Raw genomic sequence first — 20,403 nt, forward strand, 5'->3', positions numbered from 1 at the left:
GGCGGGAGCGCGGCCAGCAGCAGCGCCAGCGCCGCCTCGTCGGTCGTCCAGCCGGGCGTTCCCGGCAGCGGGGCCCTGCTGGTGCGCCGTCCCGCGGCGGCGAACGAGCGCGCGATCCGGCCGGGTTCGGCCAGCGCCTCCTCCAGCCACGCCCAGTGCGGGGTGCTCTCCAGCGCGGCGCGTAACCGCCCGGCCGTCACGAGCCGCCCCCTTCCCACGCGCCGGAGCCCAGGGTTACGGGCTCCAGCAGGGCCTCCTGCTCGGCCCGGCGGAGGAAGGCCAGGGACCGGGCGGCGACGTCGGGGGCCGCGTGCGAGTGGCGCGGCAGCTCGACGGCCACTAGCCCGCGGTAGCCCGACTCGGCGAGGGCGCGCAGCACGGGCGGGAAGTCGATCTCACCCTCGCCGAACTCCAGATGCTCGTGCGTGCCCCGCCGCATGTCGTCGATCTGCACGTTGACCAGGTACGGCGCCACCGCCGCCACGCACGCGGGCACCGGGTCCCGCTCGTTGCAGCGGCAGTGCCCGACGTCGAGGGTGAGCCCGAACCGGTCCGGCGCCCCCAGCTCCCGGCGCAGCGCGTGCCACCCGGCGATCGTGTCCACCAGCATCCCCGGCTCGGGCTCGAAGCCCAGCGGCGGCCCGTCGGCGCCCTCCAGCACCTGCGCGCAGCCCGCCACCAGCCGCCGCCAGGCCGACTCCGGCGGCACGTGGGCCGGGCGCACCCCGGACCAGAACGACACCGCCTCCGCCCCGAGGTCCGCGCCGATCGCGACGGCCAGGCGCAGGAAGGCGACCCGCTTGGCGCGGTCGTCGTCGAGCAGCGTGGGGGCGTGCTTGCGGCGGGGGTCGAGCAGGTAGCGGGCGCCGGTCTCGACGACGACGGCCAGCCCGAGGGCGCGCAGCCGGTCGGCGAGCCTGGCCACCCGCCGGGCCAGGCCGTCGGCGTACGGGTCGAGGTGGTGGTGGTCGAGGGTGAGCGCGACGCCCTGGTAGCCGAGGTCGGCGATGACCTGGAGGGCGTCGGCGAGGCGGTGGTTGGCGAAGCCGTTGGTGCCGTAGCCGAACCTGATCGGCGCGGGTGTCACGGCGCGTCCCCCGTGCCGATGGCGGCGACGAGGTCGTTCAGGGCCCGCCACTGCTCGGCCAGCCCGTGCGGGACATGCCCCAGGGGGTCCTTGAAGAAGAACGCCAGCTCGGGCACCGGCCCCGAGCGGCCCGCGCGGTGGGCGGCGGCGGTCAGCCGGGCCAGGTCGAGGATCAGGGGCGCGGCCAGCGCCGAGTCGCAGCCGTGCCAGGTGAACTCCATGCGCATCGCGGTCCCGAGGAAGCCCTCGAACGTGACGAGGTCCCAGGCGGTCTTGAAGTCGCCGAGGTCCTCCAGGTAGTCGATGCGGGTCTCGCCCTGCGGCGCATAGCCGAGCGTCTCGGCCAGCACGCGCTGCTTGCTGGCCGCCTTGGCCGCGTTCGCGCCGGGCCTGGCCAGGTTGGCGCCGTCGCCGCCGCCCAGCAGATTGATGCCCGACCAGGTGCGCACCTTGAGGTTGCGCTGGGCGAACATCGGCGCGAGCACCGACTTGACCAGCGTCTCCCCCGTCTTGCCGTCGTGCCCTCCGTACGGCAGCCCGCGCTCGCGGGCCAGCTCGTCGAGCGCGGGCAGGCGGGCGCCCATCGAGGGGGTGAAGTCCACGTACGGGCAGCCGGCCTGGAAGGCCGCGTAGGCGGCCAGCGAGCTGGGTGGCAGCACCGGCTCCCGGCCCTCCAGCGCGGCCCGCAGCGCGCCGAGCGAGGCGTGGGCCGGGTGCGGCGGCGGGGCGGGCTCGGTGGTGGAGACGTTGACGACCACGACGCGGTCCAGGTCGTGCCGGTCGCGGAAGAGGTCGAGGTCGGCGGCGATCGCCTGGGCCGTGGCGGCCTGGGTCGCGGCGGCGGGCAGCGGCCGTACGCGCCGCTCGACGGCGGGCAAATCGTTCTGCACGGCGCTGGCGAGCGCCGCGGGCACGACTCCCGCCGTGGCCAGTTCCGCGGCCTTCTTGTCCAGCGGGACCGAGGTGACATCGTGGCCGCCGAAGACGAGGTCGCCGATGCCGGGCAGGACGCGGTCGCGCAGGCCGGGCGACTCCAGCACGCACCCGGTCGGCTCGGCCAGCCCCGCCCGCACGGCCAGCGCCCCGATCACGCTGGTGACGGCGACCGATCCGCGGGCCCCGATCAGCCATGCTCCCGTTCTCATGTGGTCTCCTTCATACGCGGCCCGGCCGCCGTCGCCATGGGGTGGGGCGGCGGGTATCCCGACGGCCACCGGGCGCCGGCGTAGGGGGGATGATCGGACAGAGATGATCAGACTCTGTACTAAAATGCTCCCGAAACGGCCACCGTTCAAGGCAGAACCGAAACCCGTTCCACCCGAAGTCGTCTGCAGGATGTCTGAAGTCCTGCGCACGGGGCGGTTACGCCAGGCGTGGAGAGTCCGCGGGAAGACGTCTTCGCGACGGCTCGTTCGGGTCAGCGGTCGGCGGCGCGTTGGCTTGCCAGAAGGGCCAGTGCGGGGATGCCCGCCAGCGCGGCCATCACCATGACGGCCGTGAGCAGCCGGCCTCCCTCCAGCAACGGTGTGACGAGGGCGGCGCCGGCGGGTGGCGTGGCCTGCATCAGGGTGCGCAGGATCGCGAAGCCCCGGCCGCGCAGGTGCGCCGGGATACGCCGCATGCGCAGCGACTGCGCCCACACGGTCATGGGCGCGCTGAACAGCCCCACCAGCAGGAACCCGGCGTACGGCAGGGCCTGCACGGCCAGGAACGCCGCCGCGGCCAGGAGCTGGACGACGGCGATGGCCGTGACCCTGCCCGCGACCCCGCCCGATGCGGCCGGTCGCGCGCCGGCCAGGACGGAGCCGATCAGCTCGCCGATCGACAGGGCCGCCAGCAGCAGGCCCAGGGCCTGAGCACCGCCGTCCAGCTGCGTCTTGGCCAGCCACGGGCCGGTGACCAGCAACATCCCGGTCGCGATGTTGAAGGCCATGAACGCGAGCGTGGTACTGATCAGGACGCGGTCGCGCAGCAACGGGGACAACCGCCCGGAGCGCGCATGTGGCCGCTCACCGGCGCGCAGGGGGCGTCGCACGGCCAGCGCGGCGGCGGCGAAGACCACGAACGTGGCCGCGTCGAAGGCGAGCACCGCCTCGCTGCCGAACCAGCCGATGAGCAGCCCGCCGAGCGCCGGCCCGGCCATCCCGGCGACGCTGAAGCTGATGGACTCCAGCGCGTTGGCGGCGTCCCGATCCTTCTCCGCGACCAGATCGGGGATGGCTGCGGGAAACCCTGCCAGCGGCACCATCTTGAACAGCCCGTACACGGCGGCCACGACGTACGGCAGGGCGTGCGGGACCTCCCCGAACGCGGCGGCCAGCGGGATCGACGCCATCGCGGCACCACGCACGAGGCTGTCGGCGGCCAGGACATGGCGCTTGTCGAACCTGTCCAGCAGCGGCCCGGTCAGCAGCCCGCCGACGAACACCGGCAGGGTGTGGCAGACGGTCAGCAGCCCGAGCCGCCCGGTGCCGCCGGGCTGGTCGAGCACCAGCCACGTAAGGGCGACGAAGGTCATCCCGTCGCCCACGAGCGACAGCGACGAACCCAGCCAGAGCAGGCGGAAGTCGGCGCTGGAACGAAGAACACGCATGCCGATGAACCTTGGCCGCCGCGGGTGCGGGGTGTCTGGCGGGCATCGGCCGCCGACCGTCGCCGTCCGATGCCCGCCAGATCGCCCCGCCGCGGCATGGCACCCTGGAGGCGATGATTTCCGCGGAGACCGCCCGTGCGGCGATGGAAAGCCGGGACCCCCGCTTCGACGGGTGGTTCTACGTCGCCGTCACCACCACCGGCATCTACTGCCGCCCCAGTTGCCCGGCCGTCATGCCCAAACCGCAGAACATGCGCCTCTACCCGAGCGCGGCCGCCGCACAGGTGGACGGGTTCCGCGCGTGCAGACGCTGCCGTCCCGATCTCGCGCCGGGCTCACCCGCCTGGAACGCCCGCGCCGATCTCGTCGGCCGCGCGGTGCGGCTCATCGCCGACGGGGTGGTGGACCGCGAAGGCGTCGCCGGGCTGGCCGCCCGCCTGGGCTACAGCGTGCGCCAGGTGCACCGCCAGTTGGTGGCCGAGGTGGGGGCCGGGCCACAGGCGCTGGCCAGGGCGCACCGCGTGCAGACGGCGCGCCTGCTGCTGGAGAACACCGACCTGCCGGTCGCCGACATCGCCTTCGCGGCCGGGTTCGCGAGCATTCGCCAGTTCAACGACACCATCCGGCAGTTGTGCGGCGCCACCCCGACCCGGCTGCGCGGCCGCCCGGCCGGCGGGCCGGGCGCGATCGTGCTGCGCCTGGCCTACCGGCCAGTCCTTGACGTGCCCGCGGTGCTGGCCTACCTGGGTGCCCGCGCGCTGCCCGGCATCGAAGAATACGACGGCACCACCTACCGGCGGTCCCTCGCGCTGCCGCACGGGGCCGGCGTGGCCGCGCTGCGCGACGGTGCCGGCCACGTCGCCTGCGAGCTGCACCTGGACGACCTGCGCGACCTGTCCGCGGCCGTGCAACGCTGCCGCCGCATGCTCGACCTCGACGCCGACCGCCTCGCCATCGCAGAAACGCTGCCGCCCTGGGCGGCGACCGCGATACCCGGTCATCCGGATCCGGACGAGCTCGTGGTCCGCATGATGCTCGGACGGCGCTCCCGCACGGCCCGCGCCCGCCTGGCCGCACTGGTCCGCGAACGCGGCAAGCCTCTGACCACACCGATGGGGTCCATCACCCACACGTTCCCGCCCACGCCCTTCACGGTGGGCCGGGACGCCGACCGGGAAGAGGCCCGCCGGAGGCTGGGCGAGATTCCGGGGATCGGCCGGTGGACGATCGGTTACGTCCTCGTACGGGGCTTCGGCGACCCTGACGTCTACATCCCCGACCTCACCGCCCGACGGGCGTTGCACCGGCTCGGCGGCGGCGACCCCGAACGGTGGCGGCCATGGCGTTCCTACGCCACTGTCGGCCTGTGGCTCGCCGAGGCGAGCGGGGAACCCCGCCTCGGGTGACGGCCGGGCGCACGTGCTCATCGGAAGGGAACAGGCGAGGGCGATCGCCATGCCCTCGGTGATCAGCCATGGCAGTCGCGGGAGCCTTGTCGGGAAACGCGGAGAAAACGCGCTTGCGTGTTGGCTTCTCCCGCTCGCCGCATTCGGCGGGCAAAGTGAACCAAGGAGCCCACGCATGACTGATCTGCACCTGCCCGACCGGCGCGCGTTCCTGCGGCGGACGGGCCTGGCCGTGGCCGCGGGAGCGGTGCTTCCACCGGCGGCGTTCGCCCTTCCTGCCGCCGCCGAGGCGGACGGCGACCCCGACGCGCTGTTCAAGGCGGGCAGGTTCGCCGCCGCCGAACGCGGCTACCGGCGCCGACTGCGCGCGCACCCGCGCGACACGCGGGCCCTGGCGCAGCTCGGCTACATGGCACTGTTGTCCAACCGCTTCGAGGAGGCGGAGAGACAACTGTCGAAAGCCCTCGACCTGGAGCCCGGCGACGTCGCCTCGGCACAGCGGCTGGCCGAGTGCTTCGTCCGTCAGGACCGGCCGGCCCAGGCGGTGCCGCTGCTGAAGGGCGTCGACCAGCCGCGCGAGAAGGCGCTGACCGAGCTCTACTCCCACATCAGCGGCACTCCGTGGCAGCTTCGCGGCGCGCACGGCGCGCGCGTTCCCTTCGCCGCACTCGACCCCGTGCCCGCCGTCGAGGCCAGCGTGAACGGCCGGCGCGGGACCTTCTGGCTCGACACCTACGCCACCCTGGACCTGTCGAAGGAGATGGCGCAGGAGGCGGGCCTGCGTGCGGTGGCCACCATGTCCGGCGGGGTGGCCAACAACCAGCCGATCACCATATCGCTGGGCATCCTTGACTCGTTCACGATCGGCAATGTCGAGATCCGCAACCTGCCGGTGCAGTGGAGCGACGCGCAGCGGCCTCCGCTGCCGGACGGCGCGCCGGCGGCGGGCGCCTTCGGAACGACGATCTTCTACCACTTCCTGACCACGATGGACTACGCCGGCCGGGCTCTGATCCTGAGGCCCAGGACCGAGACCGCACCGCGGGCACGTATCGTCGACCGACTGCCACTGTGGCTGGCGGGCGACCACTACCCCTGCACCCTGGGCAGCCTCGGCGCTCATGGTCCGCGAATGGTCACCGTCGACACCGGCGGCATCGGCGTCGCGCTCGACACCACGGTCGAAATCGCCGACAGGGCGGGCGGCATAACCGTGGATCGCGACCACCCGATCGAACAGCCCGGCGGGATCAAGCTCTACCGCATCACGGCCGAGCGGATCAGCCTGGGCCGCGCGGTCGGCCGCAACCTGCCCGGGCACGCGGTCGACAAGGTCTTCCCCGGCTTCCCGGGACCCGGACAGTCGGCACGGTTCGGCTTCGACCTGATCGCCAACTTCACCCACGAGTTCTTCAAGCCGTACGCCATCACCTTCGACTACCGAAGCATGCACCTGTCCATTGCCCGAGGGTGACCTCGATCGCCGAGCCGATCGTGGTCCTGGGGCACCGGTTCGGCCGGCAGGCCGGGCCCCATCCGTTAGTGATGCTCACCGCTGCGTTGAGCTGATCGCCGTTGTTCCCGACCGTCGCCGTTGAGGACAGTACGAACCGGGGGCGACGCGGTACCGCGTCCCCGGGATCGCCGACTGAACGGGAGACAGGCATGGGCGGAGACGCGGACGGACAGGTCAGCCGGCGGCAGGTGATCGTGGCGGGTACGGTGCTGGCGGCCGGGGCGACCGTGGTCCCGGCGGCCGGGCAGCGGCCTGCGGCGGCGGCCACGCATGCCGTACCGGAGGTGGTCGGGCCAGGTGAGGTGGAGGTGTCCCTGCGGGTCAACGGCACGATCCGCGAGACGGCCGTGGAGCCGAGGGTCACGCTGCTGGACGCCCTAAGGGACCGGTTGCAACTGACCGGAACGAAGAAGGGGTGCGACCACGGTGAGTGCGGGGCGTGCACGGTCCTGATCGACGGGCGGCGCGCGAAGTCCTGCCTGACCCTGGCGATCATGCAGACGGGCGCGGCGATCACCACGATCGAGGGGCTCGCAGGCGGTGAGCGGCTGCACCCGATGCAGGTGGCGTTCATCGAGCGGGACGCCTTCCAGTGCGGTTTCTGCACCCCGGGACAGATCATGTCCGCGGTCGGGATGCTGGCCGAGGGACGTCCACGATCCAGGGCCGAGATACGCGAACGCATGAGCGGCAACCTGTGCCGGTGCAGCGCCTATCCCAACATCGTCGACGCGATCAGCGACGTGGCGGAGGGACGCAGGTGAAGGCGTTCAGGTATGCCCGCGCCACGAGCGAGGCCGACGCGGTCACGCTGGCCTCGGGCGACCCCACGGCCGTGTACATCGCGGGCGGGACCGAGACGCTCAATCTGATCCGGGACGGCCTGCTCGCTCCCGACCTCGTGGTGGACGTCAACGCGGTCCCGGCGGACGGCATCGCCTGGGGCCGCGACGCCGTCAGGATCGGGGCGCTGACCTCGATGGCGGCGGTCGCCGGGGACTCGCGGATCCGCACCCGGCTGCCCGTGCTGTCCGAGGCCCTGTCGGCCAGCGCCTCGGCGCAGGTGCGCAACATGGCCAGCGTCGGCGGCAACCTGATGCAGCGGACCCGCTGCTGGTACTTCAGGGATGCCGCCCTGCCCTGCAATACGCGCATCCCGGACAGCGGCTGTCCGGCGACCGAGGGCGAGAACCGGTGGCACGCCATCCTCGGCGGCAGCGAGCACTGCATCAAGGTGCATCCCTCCGACCTGGCCGTGGCACTGACGGCACTCGACGCCACGATCCTGATCCGGGAAGCCCAGGGCGAACGGCGGATCCCGATCGGCGATTTCTATCGTCTGCCCGGCTCCACCCCGCACGTCGAGACCGCGCTGCCGCACGGCGGGCTGATCGTCGGCGTGGAGATCCCGTCCGGCCTGACGCGGTCACGATCCGGCTACCGCAAGGTACGTGACCGGGCATCGTTCGAGTTCGCGCTGGTCTCGGTGGCCGTGTCGCTCGACATGGACGGCGACGCCGTACGCGAGGCCCGCATCGCGCTGGGCGGGGTCGCGCCCCGGCCGTGGCGGGCCGTGGAGGCGGAGGCGGCCGTGCGCGGCCGGCGGCTGGATCCGGACGTGCTGGAAGCCGCGGCGGAGGCGGCGGTCCGGGGGGCGGTTCCCCGCGAGCACAACGGCTTCAAGGTCGAGTTGGTCCGGCGCACGCTCGCCGACGTGCTCGCGAGGATCGGAGGGAAGCGATGACGCAGTCCGTGGGCAGGCCGCTCAACCGTGTGGACGGCCGCGACAAGGTGACCGGCACGGCGCGGTACGCCGCCGACCAGACGGTGGCCGGGCTCACGCATGCCGTGCTCGTGCAGAGCACGATCGCGAGCGGAAGGATCAGGGCCATCGACACGCGTGCGGCCCTGTCGGCGCCCGGCGTGCTCGGCGTCTACACCCACGAGAACCTCCCGCGCTTCGCCTACCGGCCGGACGGCTACACCTTCCCTCATGGCCAGTCGCTGGTCCCCATGCAGGACGACACGATCCGGTACGGCGGGCAGCACCTCGCCATGGTGGTGGCGGGCACCCCCGAGCAGGCGCGGCACGCCGCGGCCCTGGTCGAGGTCGGCTACGACGTCGAGTCGCCGATCATCGGCCTCCGGGCGAATCTCGACCGGGCCTACGCGCCCCCGACGACCGTGCCGGGAGTGGTCCAGTTGGAGAGGGGCGACCCCGGGGACGGGCTCGACCGGGCCGAGGTCCGCATCGAGGCGGAGTACTCGACGTCGATCAACCATCACAACCCGATCGAGCCTTCGGCGACGCTGGCGGTCTGGGAGGGCGACGACCTCACTCTCTATGAGTCGACCCAGTCGATGTCGTTCACCCAGGAGGTCGTGGCGCAGATGCTGGGCATGCCCAGGGAACGGGTCAGGGTCGTCGTCCCCTTCCTGGGCGGTGGTTTCGGCTGCAAGGGCTTCGTGTGGCCGCACACCTACCTGACCGCGGCCGTGGCCAGGGCGGTCGGCCGCCCGGTGAAGCTCGTGCTCACCCGGGCGCAGATGTACACCTCCTGCGGCCATCGACCGGAATCGGTGCAGCGTGTCCAGCTCGGCGCGGCAAAGGACGGCAGGCTCACCGGGCTCACCCACCACGTCATCTCGCACACCGCGTCCCACGACCTGATCAACTTCACGGTGATCGCCTCGCCTCAGTCCGTCTACGCGTGCCCGAACCTGCGGGTGAGCACAGAGCTGGTCGAGGTGAACCTCGGCACCACCATCGCCACCCGGCCGCCCTCCGGCCCGACCAACGAGGTGCTGGAGATGGCGCTGGACGAGCTGAGCCTGGAGCTGGGCGTCGATCCCATCGCGCTCAGGCTGGCCAACTACACCGACCGCGACCCGGCGACCGGCGCGCGGCAGACCCGGTACCTGCGCGAGTGCTACGAGCTCGGCGCCGAGCGGTTCGGCTGGCGGCGCCGCAAGCCGGAGCCGGGCTCAACGCGCGCGGGCGAGATGCTGGTGGGCACGGGAATGGCGGGTTCCTTCCACAACTGGCACGGGATGATCGCGCAGGCCTCGGTGGAGATCGGCACGGACGGGCGGGCGTTCGTCCGCTCGGGGACGCAGGACATCGGCACCGGCACTTACACGATCATGACGCAGATCGCCGCCGACGCGCTCGGCATGCGCCCGTCGTCCGTACGGCCCCGTCTCGGCGACACCCGCCTGCCGCCCGCCGCGTCCTCCAGCGGTTCCACCACCGCCGTGACCGTCGGCACCGCCGTGCGGGAGGCCGGCCGGGCGGCCCGGGAGAAGGTGATCGGGATCGCGATCGCCGACCCGCGCTCACCGCTGTACGGCGCCGCCTCCGACGCGGTCGAGACCGCGGACGACCGGCTCTTCCTCAAGGCCAGGCCGCGGCGCGGGGAGACCTACCGTGACGTGCTGGCCCGGCACGGCTCGCCGGTCGAGGCGCAGGGGAACGCCGATCTCGCCGGCCAGGCGGGCGGATCGTACGGCGCGGTCTTCGCCGAGGTGCACGTCAGCACGGTCACCGGCGAGGTGCGCGTCACCCGCCTGGTCGGCGCGGTGGACGTGGGCCGGGTGCTGAACCCCAAGACGGCCCGGAGCCAGGCCATCGGCGGGATGATCTGGGGCATCGGCATGGCGCTCACCGAGCACACCCTCGTCGACCGGCGGCTGGGCCGCGTCGTCACCGCCAACCTCGCCGGCTACCTGGTCCCGGTCGAGGCCGACGTCCCCGACATCGACGTGATCTTCGTAGACAAGCCCGCCCTTGACGCGAGCGCCCTGGGCGCCAGAGGCATGGGCGAAGTGACCGGAACCGGCACGGTGGCGGCGATCGCCAACGCCGTCCACCACGCGACCGGCCGCCGCGTACGCCAGTTGCCGATCACTCCCGATCTCCTGCTGGGGCCGCGGGAGTGAGTGCGCCGACGATGCGCCTGGCGGTCCAGCCCCGGATGAGTCGATCAGCGGAGATCCGGCCACGCCCGCACGGGCGTCACGAGACGTCGATTCACGTCGCCCCGTCGATCGCGGCGGCGGATCGTCGGCGCACCTCCGTGACGGCCTGGGCGAAGGCGTGAATCAGCGGTGTCTCCCGGCCGGTGGCCCAGATCAGGGCGCTCTCCAGCGGCGGCAGGCCCTGCAACGGCAGCGCGACGATGTCGGGATGGTCGTAGAACTGGGGCGAGGTCTCCACGGTGGGATGCGCCATGAGGCCCATGGCGATGCGCCACACCGCCTCTGTCAGCGTGGTCTGCGCATACCTCCGCCTGATCGGGCGACCGCTGGGCGTGGTGGGCGGCATGAAGGCGTCAAGGGTGGCCGTGGGGACACCGCCCCCGTCGGGGAGGTCGCATTCCGCCAGGTCCTCCACGATGGCGTATCCCCGCCGGACCAGGTGGTGATCGCGACGGACCAGCAGGACACGCGACTGGCGGCTGACAACCGGCCCGACGGTCATGTCGGCCTGCCCCATGGGCTGCCAGGCGATCATGACGTCGGCCTCGCGCCTTCTCAGCCGGTCGAGGCCGTCGAGTGTGGTCTCCTCGCGGACCACCGTCCGGCAGTCCGGATGGGTGGTCTCGAAGGTCTTCAGGATCTCGATGAACAACGGGCCCGCACAGACCCGGTTGGCGACGCTGATCCTCACCTCGCCGCCAACTTCGCCGACTTCGCCGAGCGAGCGCATCACCCGGTGGATCTCCTCGAACGGCGTGCGCAACCCGTCGCTCAGCCGCTGCCCGAGCGGGGTGAGGACCACCTTGCGGCTGGTGCGCTCGAACAGGCGCCCGTCGACCCGCCGCTCCAGCACACGCACGGTCTGGCTGATCCGGGACGGCGACAGCCGCAGCCGCTCCGCCGTGCGGCCGAAGTGCAGCTCTTCGACCAGGACGAGGAAGACCTCGATCTCGCGCAGCTCCACCACCGTGCGCACACCTTCCTTCCCATGAAGCCACGCGCGGAAGGGCTCCGCGGCGGCGCACGCCACAAAGCCCGATCATCACCTGCCCCGCTCTCCTGCCGCCAGGTCCGCTGAGGACCGACGCGATACCTCACGGGTATGCCGGTCCGTCTCCCGCCATTCACGCCGTGTCGCGCAGAGCGCGGATCGCCGCGAGCACCTCCGCCCGGTTCCCGGCCGACTTCATCCACGCGGGCAGCCGTTCCAGCAGGGTCTGTGACCCGGCCGGCCGTGGCCGGTCCCGCAGCGACGCGGCCACGTACGCCTCCAGCAACTCCAGATGGGGCAGGTTGTAGGCCCACAACACCCGCCCGCGGCAGGGCCGCCTGAACCACAGCGGCAGCCCGAAGTAGGGGTCGTCGGGCCCGCCGAGCGCCGGCACGGCGAGCACGCCCCTGCCGCTGAAGTACGAGTCCCCCGCACCACTGCGCCATGGCCGCGGCGTCCATTCGCCGCTGTGGGAGCACCCGGTGCAGGTCAGCCGATGCGGCGCGGTCAGCCAGCCCACGGCGTACGCGTGCCCGTCGCGATGATCAGGATGTACGGCCACCAGCGCACGCCCGTCACAGCGCGGGCACCGAACCCAAATCTCCTTGGCGAAATGCCACAAACGCTGACCTGGATCCTGAAACCGACGCTCCACACGACACATTCTGCGGCATCAGCGATCAGAGCACTGGGCAGGTCGGTCGCGTTGCGTGACCGCAACGGTCTCGGCCGAGCCTGGCAGGCGCCTGACCTGTGACAACCCGACGGCGACGGATTACCCGTGACGTTCGTACCTGGTGATCCACAGGCCGGCGATCACCTCGACATCCTCGATCCTGGTGAAGCCGAACCGCTCGTACAGGGTCCGCGCGGGCACGTTGTCGCGACCGGTCGAGACGACGGTCGTCCTCTCACCGGCTCTGCCGAGCAGCTCGCCGACCAATGTCCGCCCGATGCCCCGCCGGTGCGCGCGAGGGTCGACGACGAGGCGGTCGATGTCGACCAGGTCCTCGGTCTCCGTCCACGCCACCGCACCGACCAGCGTGCCGTCGTCGTCGAACGCGCCCCGCCACGCGAGAGGGGCGGCGAGGAGCTCGTCGAGCGACTCGTGCAGGGGTGGAATGCGGTCGTCTCGGATGAGGGCCGCCTCCACGGCGTAGGCGGCGTGCTGCAAGTCCAGGAGGGTTTTGTCGGGTTCGAGATCATCCATCCGCATCCGCAGAGTATCCCAGCCCACGCCCTCCCCAGTCGAATGCCCGAGCGGCCCTCGAAGCCCCGTCCGGGAGCGGGCCGCGCGGCCTCATCGGGTGCGGGCCACCAGGAGGGCGATGTCGTCCTCGGCCGTGGCGTCGCCGACGATGTCCCCGATCACGGAGGAGCACAGGCGCTCCAGCGGCCGCGGCGCGCGGGCCAGGGCCGCGCCGAGCCGCTTCATGCCGGCGTCCAGGTCGGCCTCGCGGGTCTCGATCAGGCCGTCGGTGTACAGGGCGATCACGGTGCCGGGGGGCAGCTCGACGTCGAGGGACTGGAAGCAGCCCAGCCCCACCCCGATCGGGGTGCCGCTGGGCAGGCCGGCGAAGGTGACCTCGCCGTCGGGGTGCACGAGCGCGGGCGGCGGGTGCCCGGCCCCGGCCATGGTGCAGCACCGGGTGACCGGGTCGTAGACCGCGTACACGCAGGTGGCGCCCGTGGCGTCGAACTGCAGGCCGCCGACGTCGTCCTCCTCGCCCAGGCGGACCACCAGGTCGTCCAGCCCGGCGAGCAGCTCGTGCGGGGGCAGGCCGACGTACGCCAGCGTGCGCACGGCCGTACGCAGGCGGCCCATGGTGGCCGCGGCGCCGATGCCGTGCCCGATCACGTCGCCGACGACCAGCGCCACCCGGCCGTCGCGCAGCGAGATCGCGTCGAACCAGTCGCCGCCGACGCCCTCGTGCCTGTCGGAGGGCAGGTAGCGCGAGGCCACCTCGACGGCGCCGCCGCCGTTCGGCCGATGCGGCAGCAGGCTGCGCTGGAGCGCGAGGGCGGCGGTGCGTTCGCGGGTGTACCGGCGGGCGTTGTCCAGGCTCAGCGCGGCGCGGGCGACCAGCTCCTCGGCGAGCACCAGGTCGTCCCTGTTGAACGGCGTCGGGTTCTCGTTGCGGACGAACACCGTGACGCCCAGCAGCTCGCCGCGGGCCCTGATCGGGACGATGATCAGCGTGTGCATGCCGGTGCCGTGGATGATGCGGGCCCGGTCGGGGTCCAGGTCGAGCCAGGTGCCGGCCGAGGTGTCGAGCACCGGCTCGAAGTGCGACTCCCCTGAGGCCAGCACCGCGGTGAACGGCGAGGACGGCGGCACGAAGACCGCGTTCCCGATGGGCCAGAGCGACTCGGGGATCCCCTCGTGCACCGAGGCCACGCCCGCCCGGCGGAACACCGGGATGCTCTCCGGCGTGGCGGGCAGCCGCTGCAGCGGCTCGGTGCCGGGCAGCACCGCCTCGGCGAGATCGACCGAGACGTAGTCGGCCAGCACCGGGACGGCCAGGTCGGCCAGCTCCTGCGCGGTCTTCCTGACGTCGAGCGTGCTGCCGATCCGGGTGCTGGCCTCGCGGAGCAGGACCAGGCGGTCGCGGGCCCTGCTGTGGCTGATGTCGAGGGCCAGCGAGCACACGCCGAGCGGGCTGCCGTCAACGCCGTCCAGCCGGAAGAGCGAGACCGACAGCGTACGCTCCCCGCTCCCGTCGGCCGCGGCCCAGCGGGTCTCGCGGTCGATCACGGGCTCGTCGCCCGCGAGCACCTCGCGCACGGTCTCCACGGCCACCCGGGTGTCGACCCCCGCGACAGGCTCGGTCAGCAGGCTGCCGACCCGGTAGTGGGGGTAGACGCCTCTGAGGCTCCCGGCCTCGGCGTTGTGCCAGACGCAGCGCAGGTCGCGGTCCCAGATGGACATGGCGACGGGCAGGCGGTCGATGAGCGTCTCCAGCAGGGAGCCGGTGCCTCCGGCGAGGTCGGTGGCGGCGGGGAAGGCCGCCAGCAGCCAGGCGTCGCCCGCCCACGCCGTCTCCAGCCGGGTCCCCTCGGCGCGGACCAGCAGCCGCCGCCCGTCGCGGTGCAGCAGCTCGGCCGGGCCGGTCCAGTGCTCCCGGTCGCCGAGCCGCCCGGCCCAGAGCCGGTCCTGGCCGGGCAGGAGGAGCATCGCGCTGGGACGCCCGAGCACGTCGGCGGCGCGGTACCCGGACAGCTCCTCCGCGGCCGGGGTCCAGCCGATCACGACCCCCTCGGCGTTGATCACGATGACCGCCGGAATCGTCGCCCCCGCGCCGCCCGGCGTGGCGCCGGGTACGGTCGTGGTCATGCCCGTGCTCCGAACGGCTCCATCAGGTCAGGATAGCCACGCTGACCTGGGATGATTCTCCCTTGACCAACCCTTGCCAGGACATATGCCACCTTGCCGGTTTCCGGACAGGACCCGCCGTCACCCGAGCGCCTGGTCGAGGTTGAAGGCCGCGCTGATGAGGGCCAGGTGGGTGATGGCCTGCGGGAAGTTGCCGAGCTGCTCGCCGTTGTGCCCGATCTCCTCGGCGTACAGGCCCAGGTGGTTGGCGTAGGTCAGCATCTTCTCGAACGCCAGCCTGGCCTCGTCCACGCGCCCGGCGCGGGCCAGGGCCTCGACGTACCAGAAGGAGCAGATCGAGAACGTGCCCTCCGGCCCCTCCAGCCCGTCGGGACTGGCCTCGGGGTCGTAGCGGTACACCAGCGAGTCCGACACCAGCCCCTCGCCGAGCGCGTCGAGGGTGGACAGCCACTTCGGGTCCGTCGGCGAGACGAACTTGGCCAGCGGCATCATCAGGACCGAGGCGTCCAGCACGTCCTCGTCGAAGTGCTGCACGAACGCCCCCACGCGCTCCGACCAGCCGTGCCGCATGATGTCGCAGTAGATCCTGTCGCGGGTGCCCCGCCAGCGGGGGATGTCCGCGGGCAGCCCGCGCTGGCGGGCCATGCGCATGGCGCGCTCGATGGCCACCCAGCACATCAGCCGCGAGTAGACGAAGTTCTTGCGCCCGCCGCGGGTCTCCCAGATGCCCTCGTCGGGCTGGTCCCAGTTCTCGCACACCCAGTCGACCAGCGTGCACACCTCGTTCCAGCGGTCGCTGGAGATGGGGTCGCCCCACTTGTTGTAGAGGTAGACGGAGTCGATGAGCGCGCCGTAGATGTCGAGCTGGAGCTGGTCCGCGGCGGCGTTGCCGATGCGCACCGGGGCCGAGCCGCGGTGGCCCTCCAGGTGGGTCAGCTCGTGTTCGGGCAGGTCGGCGCGGCCGTCGATGCCGTACATGATCTGCAGGGGCGCGGTGTGGCCGTTGTGGCCGAGTCGTACGTGCTCCTCCAGGAAGCCCATGAACGCCTCGGCCTCCTCCGTGAAGCCCAGCCGGAGCAGGGCGTAGACGCAGAACGCCGCGTCGCGCACCCAGACGTAGCGGTAGTCCCAGTTGCGCACGCCCTTGAGCCGCTCCGGCAGGCTCGTGGTGGGGGCGGCCACGATGCCGCCGGTCGGGGCGTACGTGAGCAGCTTCAGCGTGAGTGCCGACCGGTGCACGACCTCCCGCCAGCGGCCCCGGTAGCGGGAGGCCGACAGCCACCGGCGCCAGTACCGCACGGTGTCGGCGAACTCCTGCTCCGCCTCCTCCATCGGGCAGCCGCGCGGCGCGACCCCGTCGCCGACCCGGTCGAGGGCGAACACCTCGTACTCGCCCTCCTTCAGCTCGAAGTCCCCCCAGGCGTCGCGGCCGTCCGTCTCCAGGGGCACGGTGGCCGTCAGGGCGAGCGACAGTGACGGCGACTCGAAGGCGAGGCTGGAGTCGACGCGGTGCACGGTGTGGGGCTGCCTGGCGTAGTCGAAGCGCGGGGCCACGCGGGCGTGGAACGGGAGCGCGCCGCGTACGCAGGAGACCCTGCGGATGACCCGGTGCCGGTCGACCTCGCGCGGGTCGCCGGAGATCGGCATGAAGTCCTGGATCTCGCCCACCCCGTCGTCGGAGAAGAAGCGGGTGATCAGCACGTTGGTGTCGGGGAAGTAGAACTGCTTGGTCGTGGCGTTGGTGTCGGCGCACAGCTCGAAGAAGCCGCCCCGGTCGGCGTCCAGGATGGAGGCGAAGACGCTGGGGGCGTCGAAGCGCGGGCAGCAGTACCAGTCGATCGTGCCGTTGGTGCCCACGAGCGCGACGGTCCGCAGATCGCCGATCAGCCCGTGCTCCCCGATCGGCAGGTATCGGGAGTCGCCGCCGTATGCCTGCATGTCCCCAATTTACGCAGGTCAGGGGACTTGTAGGCTCTTGCGGACGTCAAAGGGCCGCAGATCTTCGCCGATGCGCGGCCGGGGCCCTGTGACGCGCGCCGGGCGTCGCCCGTGCCTCCAGCGCCTGTCCGCCGCACAGGATGTCGCACAGGATTAGGAGGCGCTTCATTCGTCATTAGCGAACGAGGTCACCCGCGCGGCAACCAACCTGACATGCGCATCGTACGGCTGGCGAACTTCGTCACCCCTTCGTCCGGCGGCCTGCGGGTCGCCCTCGACGAGCTCGGCGCCGGTTACGCGGCGTCGGGCCACGAACCCGTACTGGTCGTGCCCGGCGAGCGGGCCCGCGAGGAGGAGACGCCGGCCGGGCGCCTCATCACCGTGCCGGGCCCCCTCGTACCCGGGCTCGGCGGCTACCGGGTCATCGCCGCCCGCCGCCCGCTGCGGCGGCTGCTGGAAGAGCTGCGTCCCGACCGGCTGGAGGTGTCTGACCGCAGCACCCTGCGCTGGACCGGCGCCTGGGCGCGCGCCGCGGGCGTGCCGTCGGTCATGGTCTCGCACGAGAGCCTGTCCGGCCTGCTCCGCCTCTACCACGCGCCCGCCCGGCTCGCGGACGCGCTCAACCGGGCCACCGCCGCCCACTTCGACACCGTGGTCTGCACGACCGGCTGGGCCGAGGCCGAGTTCCGCCGGCTCGGGGCGGCGAACGTGGTCCGGGTGCCGCTCGGCGTGGACCTCACCGCGTTCGGCCCCGGCCGGTACGACGCCGGGCTCCGCTCGCGGCTCACCCGCGGCGACGAGGCGCTGCTGGTGCACTGCGGCCGGCTGTACCCGGAGAAGCGGCCCGACCGCTCCGTGCTGGCGCTGGCCGAGCTGCACCGGGCGGGGGTGCCCGCCGTCCTGGTCGTCGCCGGTGACGGTCCGCTGAGACGCTCGATGGAACGGCGGGCGGAGGGACTGCCGGTGGTGTTCCTCGGCCACGTCCCGGACCGGGACCGGCTGGCCGCGCTGCTGGCGACCGCCGACGTGGCCATCGCGCCGGGGCCGGTGGAGACGTTCGGGCTGGCCGCGCTGGAGGCTCTGGCCAGCGGCACCCCGGTCGTGGTGAGCCGCGACAGCGCCCTGCCCGAGGTGGTCGGGGACGCGGGGGTGGCGGTGGCGGACGACCCCGCCGCGTACGCGGACGCGGTGCGCCGGCTCCTGGCCCCGTCGGATCCCCCGCGCCGGGCGGCGGCCCGCGCCCAGGCGGAACGGTACGGCTGGGGATCGGCGGTCGAGGGCTTCCTCGCCGCGCACGGCCTCACCCGCACCCCTGCGAGGCCCCGATGACGGGCACACCGAAGACCCGCCTGCCCGGCGAACACCGGCCCGGGACCCGCCGCCCCGGCGGAGGGGTGACGGGCCGTCCTGACGTGCGCAGCCCCGACCTGCCCGGGACCCGCGTGGATCTCCCCGCCGAGACGGGGGTGATCCGGGTGGCGGCGCTGGGTGACTCGGTGACCGTGGGGATGGGCGATCCCGTGCGCGGCCGGGGCTGGGCCGGGCTGCTGGCCGAGTCCCTGGCCCCCTCGGGGCGGGTCGAGCTGGGCAACTACGCGGTCTGCGGCGCCCGCGTGGCCGACGTCGTACGCGACCAGCTCCCCCGCGCCCTGGAGTTACGCCCGACGGTGGCCACCGTCCTCGTCGGCGTGAACGACACCCTGCGCGGCGACTTCGACCAGGACGTCTTCGCCGCCGACTACGCGCACCTGCTGGCCAGGCTGAGCGAGACGTCCGCCGTCGTCCTCACGTGCACGCTGCCCGACCCCGGCCTGATGCTGCGCCTGCCCGGGGCGCTGCACCGCCCGCTGGCCCGCCGCGCCCGCGCGATCAACGACGCCGTGGCCGGACCCGCCGCCCGCCACGGCACCGTCCACCTCGACCTCGCCTGTCAACCCGCCCTGTACGAGCGCCGCATGTGGGGCGTCGACCGGCTGCACCCCGGCGAACGCGGCCACCGCCACCTCGCCCGCCTGTTCGCCGCCGAGCTGGCGGCCCGCGGCCTGGCCGTACGCCTGCCGGACCCCGAGCCGGCCGAGCCGGAGCCGTCGGCGTGGGCGAGCGCGTTCTGGCTGGCCACGGCGGGCACGGCCTGGCTGGCCCGGCGCTGCCTGGACTTCCTGCCCGCCTTCGCCCGCCTCGTCGCCGACGAGTACCGCCGCGGACCGGACCCAGCCGGGGACCCAGCCGTGGACGCTGCCGTGGACCCAGCCGTGCACGCTGCCACGGCGTCGCGGACCGCCCCCGTTGACCTGGAACTCGCCGACGCGGACCTCGTTGACGTGGAATTCGCCTGCCCGGTACCTGCTGGTGAGCCACGAGTCGACCACGGCAGGGATGAACCAGGACATGAGGGTCGCCATCGTGGCCGAGTCGTTCCTGCCGCAGGTGAACGGGGTCACCAACTCGGTCTGCCACATCCTTGACCACCTGGCCGCCGGCGGGCACGAGGCGATCGTGCTCGCGCCCGCCGGCGCGCCGCCCGCCTACGCCGGTTTCCCCGTCCATCCGATCCCCGGTCTCGCCCTGCCGTTCTACCGCTCCGTCTCCGTCGGGCTGCTCGGCGGGCGGATCAGGGGTGTGCTGGCCGCGTTCAAGCCCGACATCGTGCATCTGGCCTCCCCCGCCGTCCTGGGCGCGGCGGGGGCGACGGCGGCTCACCGGCTGGGCGTTCCGGTGGTCGCGGTGTTCCAGACCGACCTGGCGGGGTTCGCCCGCCGGTACGGAATGGGCGTGGCCGGCCGGATCATCTGGTCGTGGCTGCGCCGCCTCCACCGCCGGGCCGCCCGCACCCTGGCGCCGTCCAGGGCGACGCTGCGGGAGCTGTCCGCCCGTGGCATCCCCCGGCTGGCGTTGTGGGGGCGCGGGGTCGACCTGGAGCGGTTCCACCCGAGCCGCCGCTGCGAACGGCTGCGCCACCGGCTCGCCCCGGGCGGAGAGGTGGTCGTGGGGTACGCGGGGCGGCTGGCGGCCGAGAAGCAGGTGCACCGGCTGGCGGCGGTCGCGGGGCTGCCCGGGGTCCGGCTGGCCGTCGTCGGGGCGGGGCCGTCGGAGAAAGGGCTGCGCCGGTTGCTGCCTGAGGCGGAGTTCCTGGGCCTGCGTACCGGGGTGGACCTGGCGCGGGCGGTGGCGTCGTTCGACGTGTTCGTGCACACGGGCAGCGACGAGACGTTCTGCCAGGCCGTGCAGGAGGCGCTCGCCTCGGGCGTCCCCGTGGTCGCTCCGGCCGCGGGCGGGCCGCTCGACCTGGTGCGGCCGGAGGTGAACGGGCTCCTGTACGCGCCGGACGACACCTCGTCGCTGCGCGCCGCCGTGGCCCGGCTCGCCGGGGACGCCGCTCTGCGCGCCCGCATGTCCCGGCACGCCAGGGCGTCGGTCGAGGGACGCGCCTGGCCGGTGCTGTGCGAGGAACTGCTCGCCCACTACCGCGACATCCTGGCGATCCCCGCCCCACCACCCGCCCCACCCGCGCCCGAGAGGAGACCGGATCTGGCGGGAGGCGTTTGACGATCTCCCGCGGG

Annotated in this window: 17 protein-coding genes; 8 read left to right on the top strand and 9 right to left on the bottom strand. The window is 73.1% G+C overall.

From position 1 onward, the window contains the following. From ABD844_RS37440 to ABD844_RS37455, 4 genes are all read right to left on the bottom strand, one after another. The coding region (locus tag ABD844_RS37440; RefSeq protein ID WP_344888911.1) for a hypothetical protein at window positions 1-200 on the bottom strand (200 nt) is incomplete at its 3' end. Then, on the bottom strand, window positions 197-1,087 hold the full coding sequence (locus ABD844_RS37445; RefSeq protein WP_344888914.1) for a sugar phosphate isomerase/epimerase family protein: 891 nt from the start codon (window positions 1,085-1,087) through the stop codon (window positions 197-199). The genes ABD844_RS37440 and ABD844_RS37445, both read right to left, overlap by 4 nt. Continuing rightward, window positions 1,084-2,232: an inositol-3-phosphate synthase gene (locus ABD844_RS37450; RefSeq protein ID WP_344888917.1), complete on the bottom strand. Its 1,149-nt coding sequence runs from the start codon at window positions 2,230-2,232 to the stop codon at window positions 1,084-1,086. The genes ABD844_RS37445 and ABD844_RS37450 overlap by 4 nt, the downstream gene beginning before the upstream one ends. A gap of 272 nt (window positions 2,233-2,504) precedes the next feature. After that, window positions 2,505-3,680 (bottom strand): MFS transporter, encoded by a 1,176-nt coding sequence (locus tag ABD844_RS37455; protein ID WP_344888920.1) that lies wholly within the window; start codon window positions 3,678-3,680, stop codon window positions 2,505-2,507. A gap of 113 nt (window positions 3,681-3,793) precedes the next feature. Between ABD844_RS37455 and ABD844_RS37460 the strand changes: the two genes are divergently transcribed. From ABD844_RS37460 to ABD844_RS37480, 5 genes are all read left to right on the top strand, one after another. Beyond that, window positions 3,794-5,086, top strand: coding sequence for a DNA-3-methyladenine glycosylase 2 family protein (locus ABD844_RS37460; RefSeq protein WP_344888923.1), 1,293 nt, complete (start codon window positions 3,794-3,796; stop codon window positions 5,084-5,086). Window positions 5,087-5,261: 175 nt separating this feature from the next. Beyond that, complete coding sequence (locus ABD844_RS37465; RefSeq protein ID WP_344888926.1) at window positions 5,262-6,560, top strand: aspartyl protease family protein; 1,299 nt, start codon at window positions 5,262-5,264, stop codon at window positions 6,558-6,560. A 191-nt stretch (window positions 6,561-6,751) separates the two neighbouring features. Beyond that, a complete protein-coding gene (locus ABD844_RS37470) occupies window positions 6,752-7,366 on the top strand; it encodes a (2Fe-2S)-binding protein (protein WP_344888929.1) in 615 nt (204 codons plus the stop codon). Next, window positions 7,363-8,346 carry an FAD binding domain-containing protein gene (locus tag ABD844_RS37475; RefSeq protein ID WP_344888932.1) on the top strand — a complete coding sequence of 328 codons (984 nt, stop codon included), beginning with the start codon at window positions 7,363-7,365 and terminating at the stop codon, window positions 8,344-8,346. Before ABD844_RS37470 ends, ABD844_RS37475 begins: the two co-directional genes overlap by 4 nt. Beyond that, window positions 8,343-10,541 carry a xanthine dehydrogenase family protein molybdopterin-binding subunit gene (locus tag ABD844_RS37480; RefSeq protein ID WP_344888935.1) on the top strand — a complete coding sequence of 733 codons (2,199 nt, stop codon included), beginning with the start codon at window positions 8,343-8,345 and terminating at the stop codon, window positions 10,539-10,541. The genes ABD844_RS37475 and ABD844_RS37480 overlap by 4 nt, the downstream gene beginning before the upstream one ends. 91 nt (window positions 10,542-10,632) lie before the next feature. Here the strand turns inward: ABD844_RS37480 and ABD844_RS37485 are convergent, their stop codons facing one another. From ABD844_RS37485 to ABD844_RS37505, 5 genes are all read right to left on the bottom strand, one after another. Then, complete coding sequence (locus ABD844_RS37485; RefSeq protein WP_344888938.1) at window positions 10,633-11,556, bottom strand: LysR family transcriptional regulator; 924 nt, start codon at window positions 11,554-11,556, stop codon at window positions 10,633-10,635. Window positions 11,557-11,704: 148 nt separating this feature from the next. Beyond that, on the bottom strand, window positions 11,705-12,133 hold the full coding sequence (locus tag ABD844_RS37490) for a hypothetical protein (protein WP_344888941.1): 429 nt from the start codon (window positions 12,131-12,133) through the stop codon (window positions 11,705-11,707). A 213-nt stretch (window positions 12,134-12,346) separates the two neighbouring features. Further along, on the bottom strand, window positions 12,347-12,781 hold the full coding sequence (locus ABD844_RS37495) for a GNAT family N-acetyltransferase (protein WP_344888943.1): 435 nt from the start codon (window positions 12,779-12,781) through the stop codon (window positions 12,347-12,349). A gap of 90 nt (window positions 12,782-12,871) precedes the next feature. Continuing rightward, the gene (locus ABD844_RS37500; protein WP_344888946.1) at window positions 12,872-14,905 is read right to left on the bottom strand and encodes a SpoIIE family protein phosphatase; all 2,034 of its coding nucleotides are present in this window, start codon (window positions 14,903-14,905) and stop codon (window positions 12,872-12,874) included. A gap of 120 nt (window positions 14,906-15,025) precedes the next feature. Then, window positions 15,026-16,843 carry a glycoside hydrolase family 15 protein gene (locus ABD844_RS37505; protein ID WP_344888949.1) on the bottom strand — a complete coding sequence of 606 codons (1,818 nt, stop codon included), beginning with the start codon at window positions 16,841-16,843 and terminating at the stop codon, window positions 15,026-15,028. 213 nt (window positions 16,844-17,056) lie between these two features. On the opposite strand from ABD844_RS37505, the gene ABD844_RS37510 reads away from it, so the two are divergent. Genes ABD844_RS37510 through ABD844_RS37520 form a run of 3 tightly spaced genes read left to right on the top strand, consistent with a single transcriptional unit; the run spans window position 17,057 to window position 20,389 of the window. Next, window positions 17,057-18,172 carry a glycosyltransferase gene (locus tag ABD844_RS37510; protein WP_344888952.1) on the top strand — a complete coding sequence of 372 codons (1,116 nt, stop codon included), beginning with the start codon at window positions 17,057-17,059 and terminating at the stop codon, window positions 18,170-18,172. Next, the gene (locus ABD844_RS37515) at window positions 18,169-19,308 is read left to right on the top strand and encodes an SGNH/GDSL hydrolase family protein (RefSeq protein WP_344888955.1); all 1,140 of its coding nucleotides are present in this window, start codon (window positions 18,169-18,171) and stop codon (window positions 19,306-19,308) included. The genes ABD844_RS37510 and ABD844_RS37515 overlap by 4 nt, the downstream gene beginning before the upstream one ends. After that, window positions 19,232-20,389, top strand: a complete 1,158-nt coding sequence (locus ABD844_RS37520) for a glycosyltransferase family 4 protein (protein ID WP_344888958.1) — start codon at window positions 19,232-19,234, stop codon at window positions 20,387-20,389. The genes ABD844_RS37515 and ABD844_RS37520 overlap by 77 nt, the downstream gene beginning before the upstream one ends. Window positions 20,390-20,403: the final 14 nt, after the last annotated feature.

Source organism: Nonomuraea antimicrobica, assembly GCF_039536965.1.
GTDB lineage: Bacteria > Actinomycetota > Actinomycetes > Streptosporangiales > Streptosporangiaceae > Nonomuraea > Nonomuraea antimicrobica.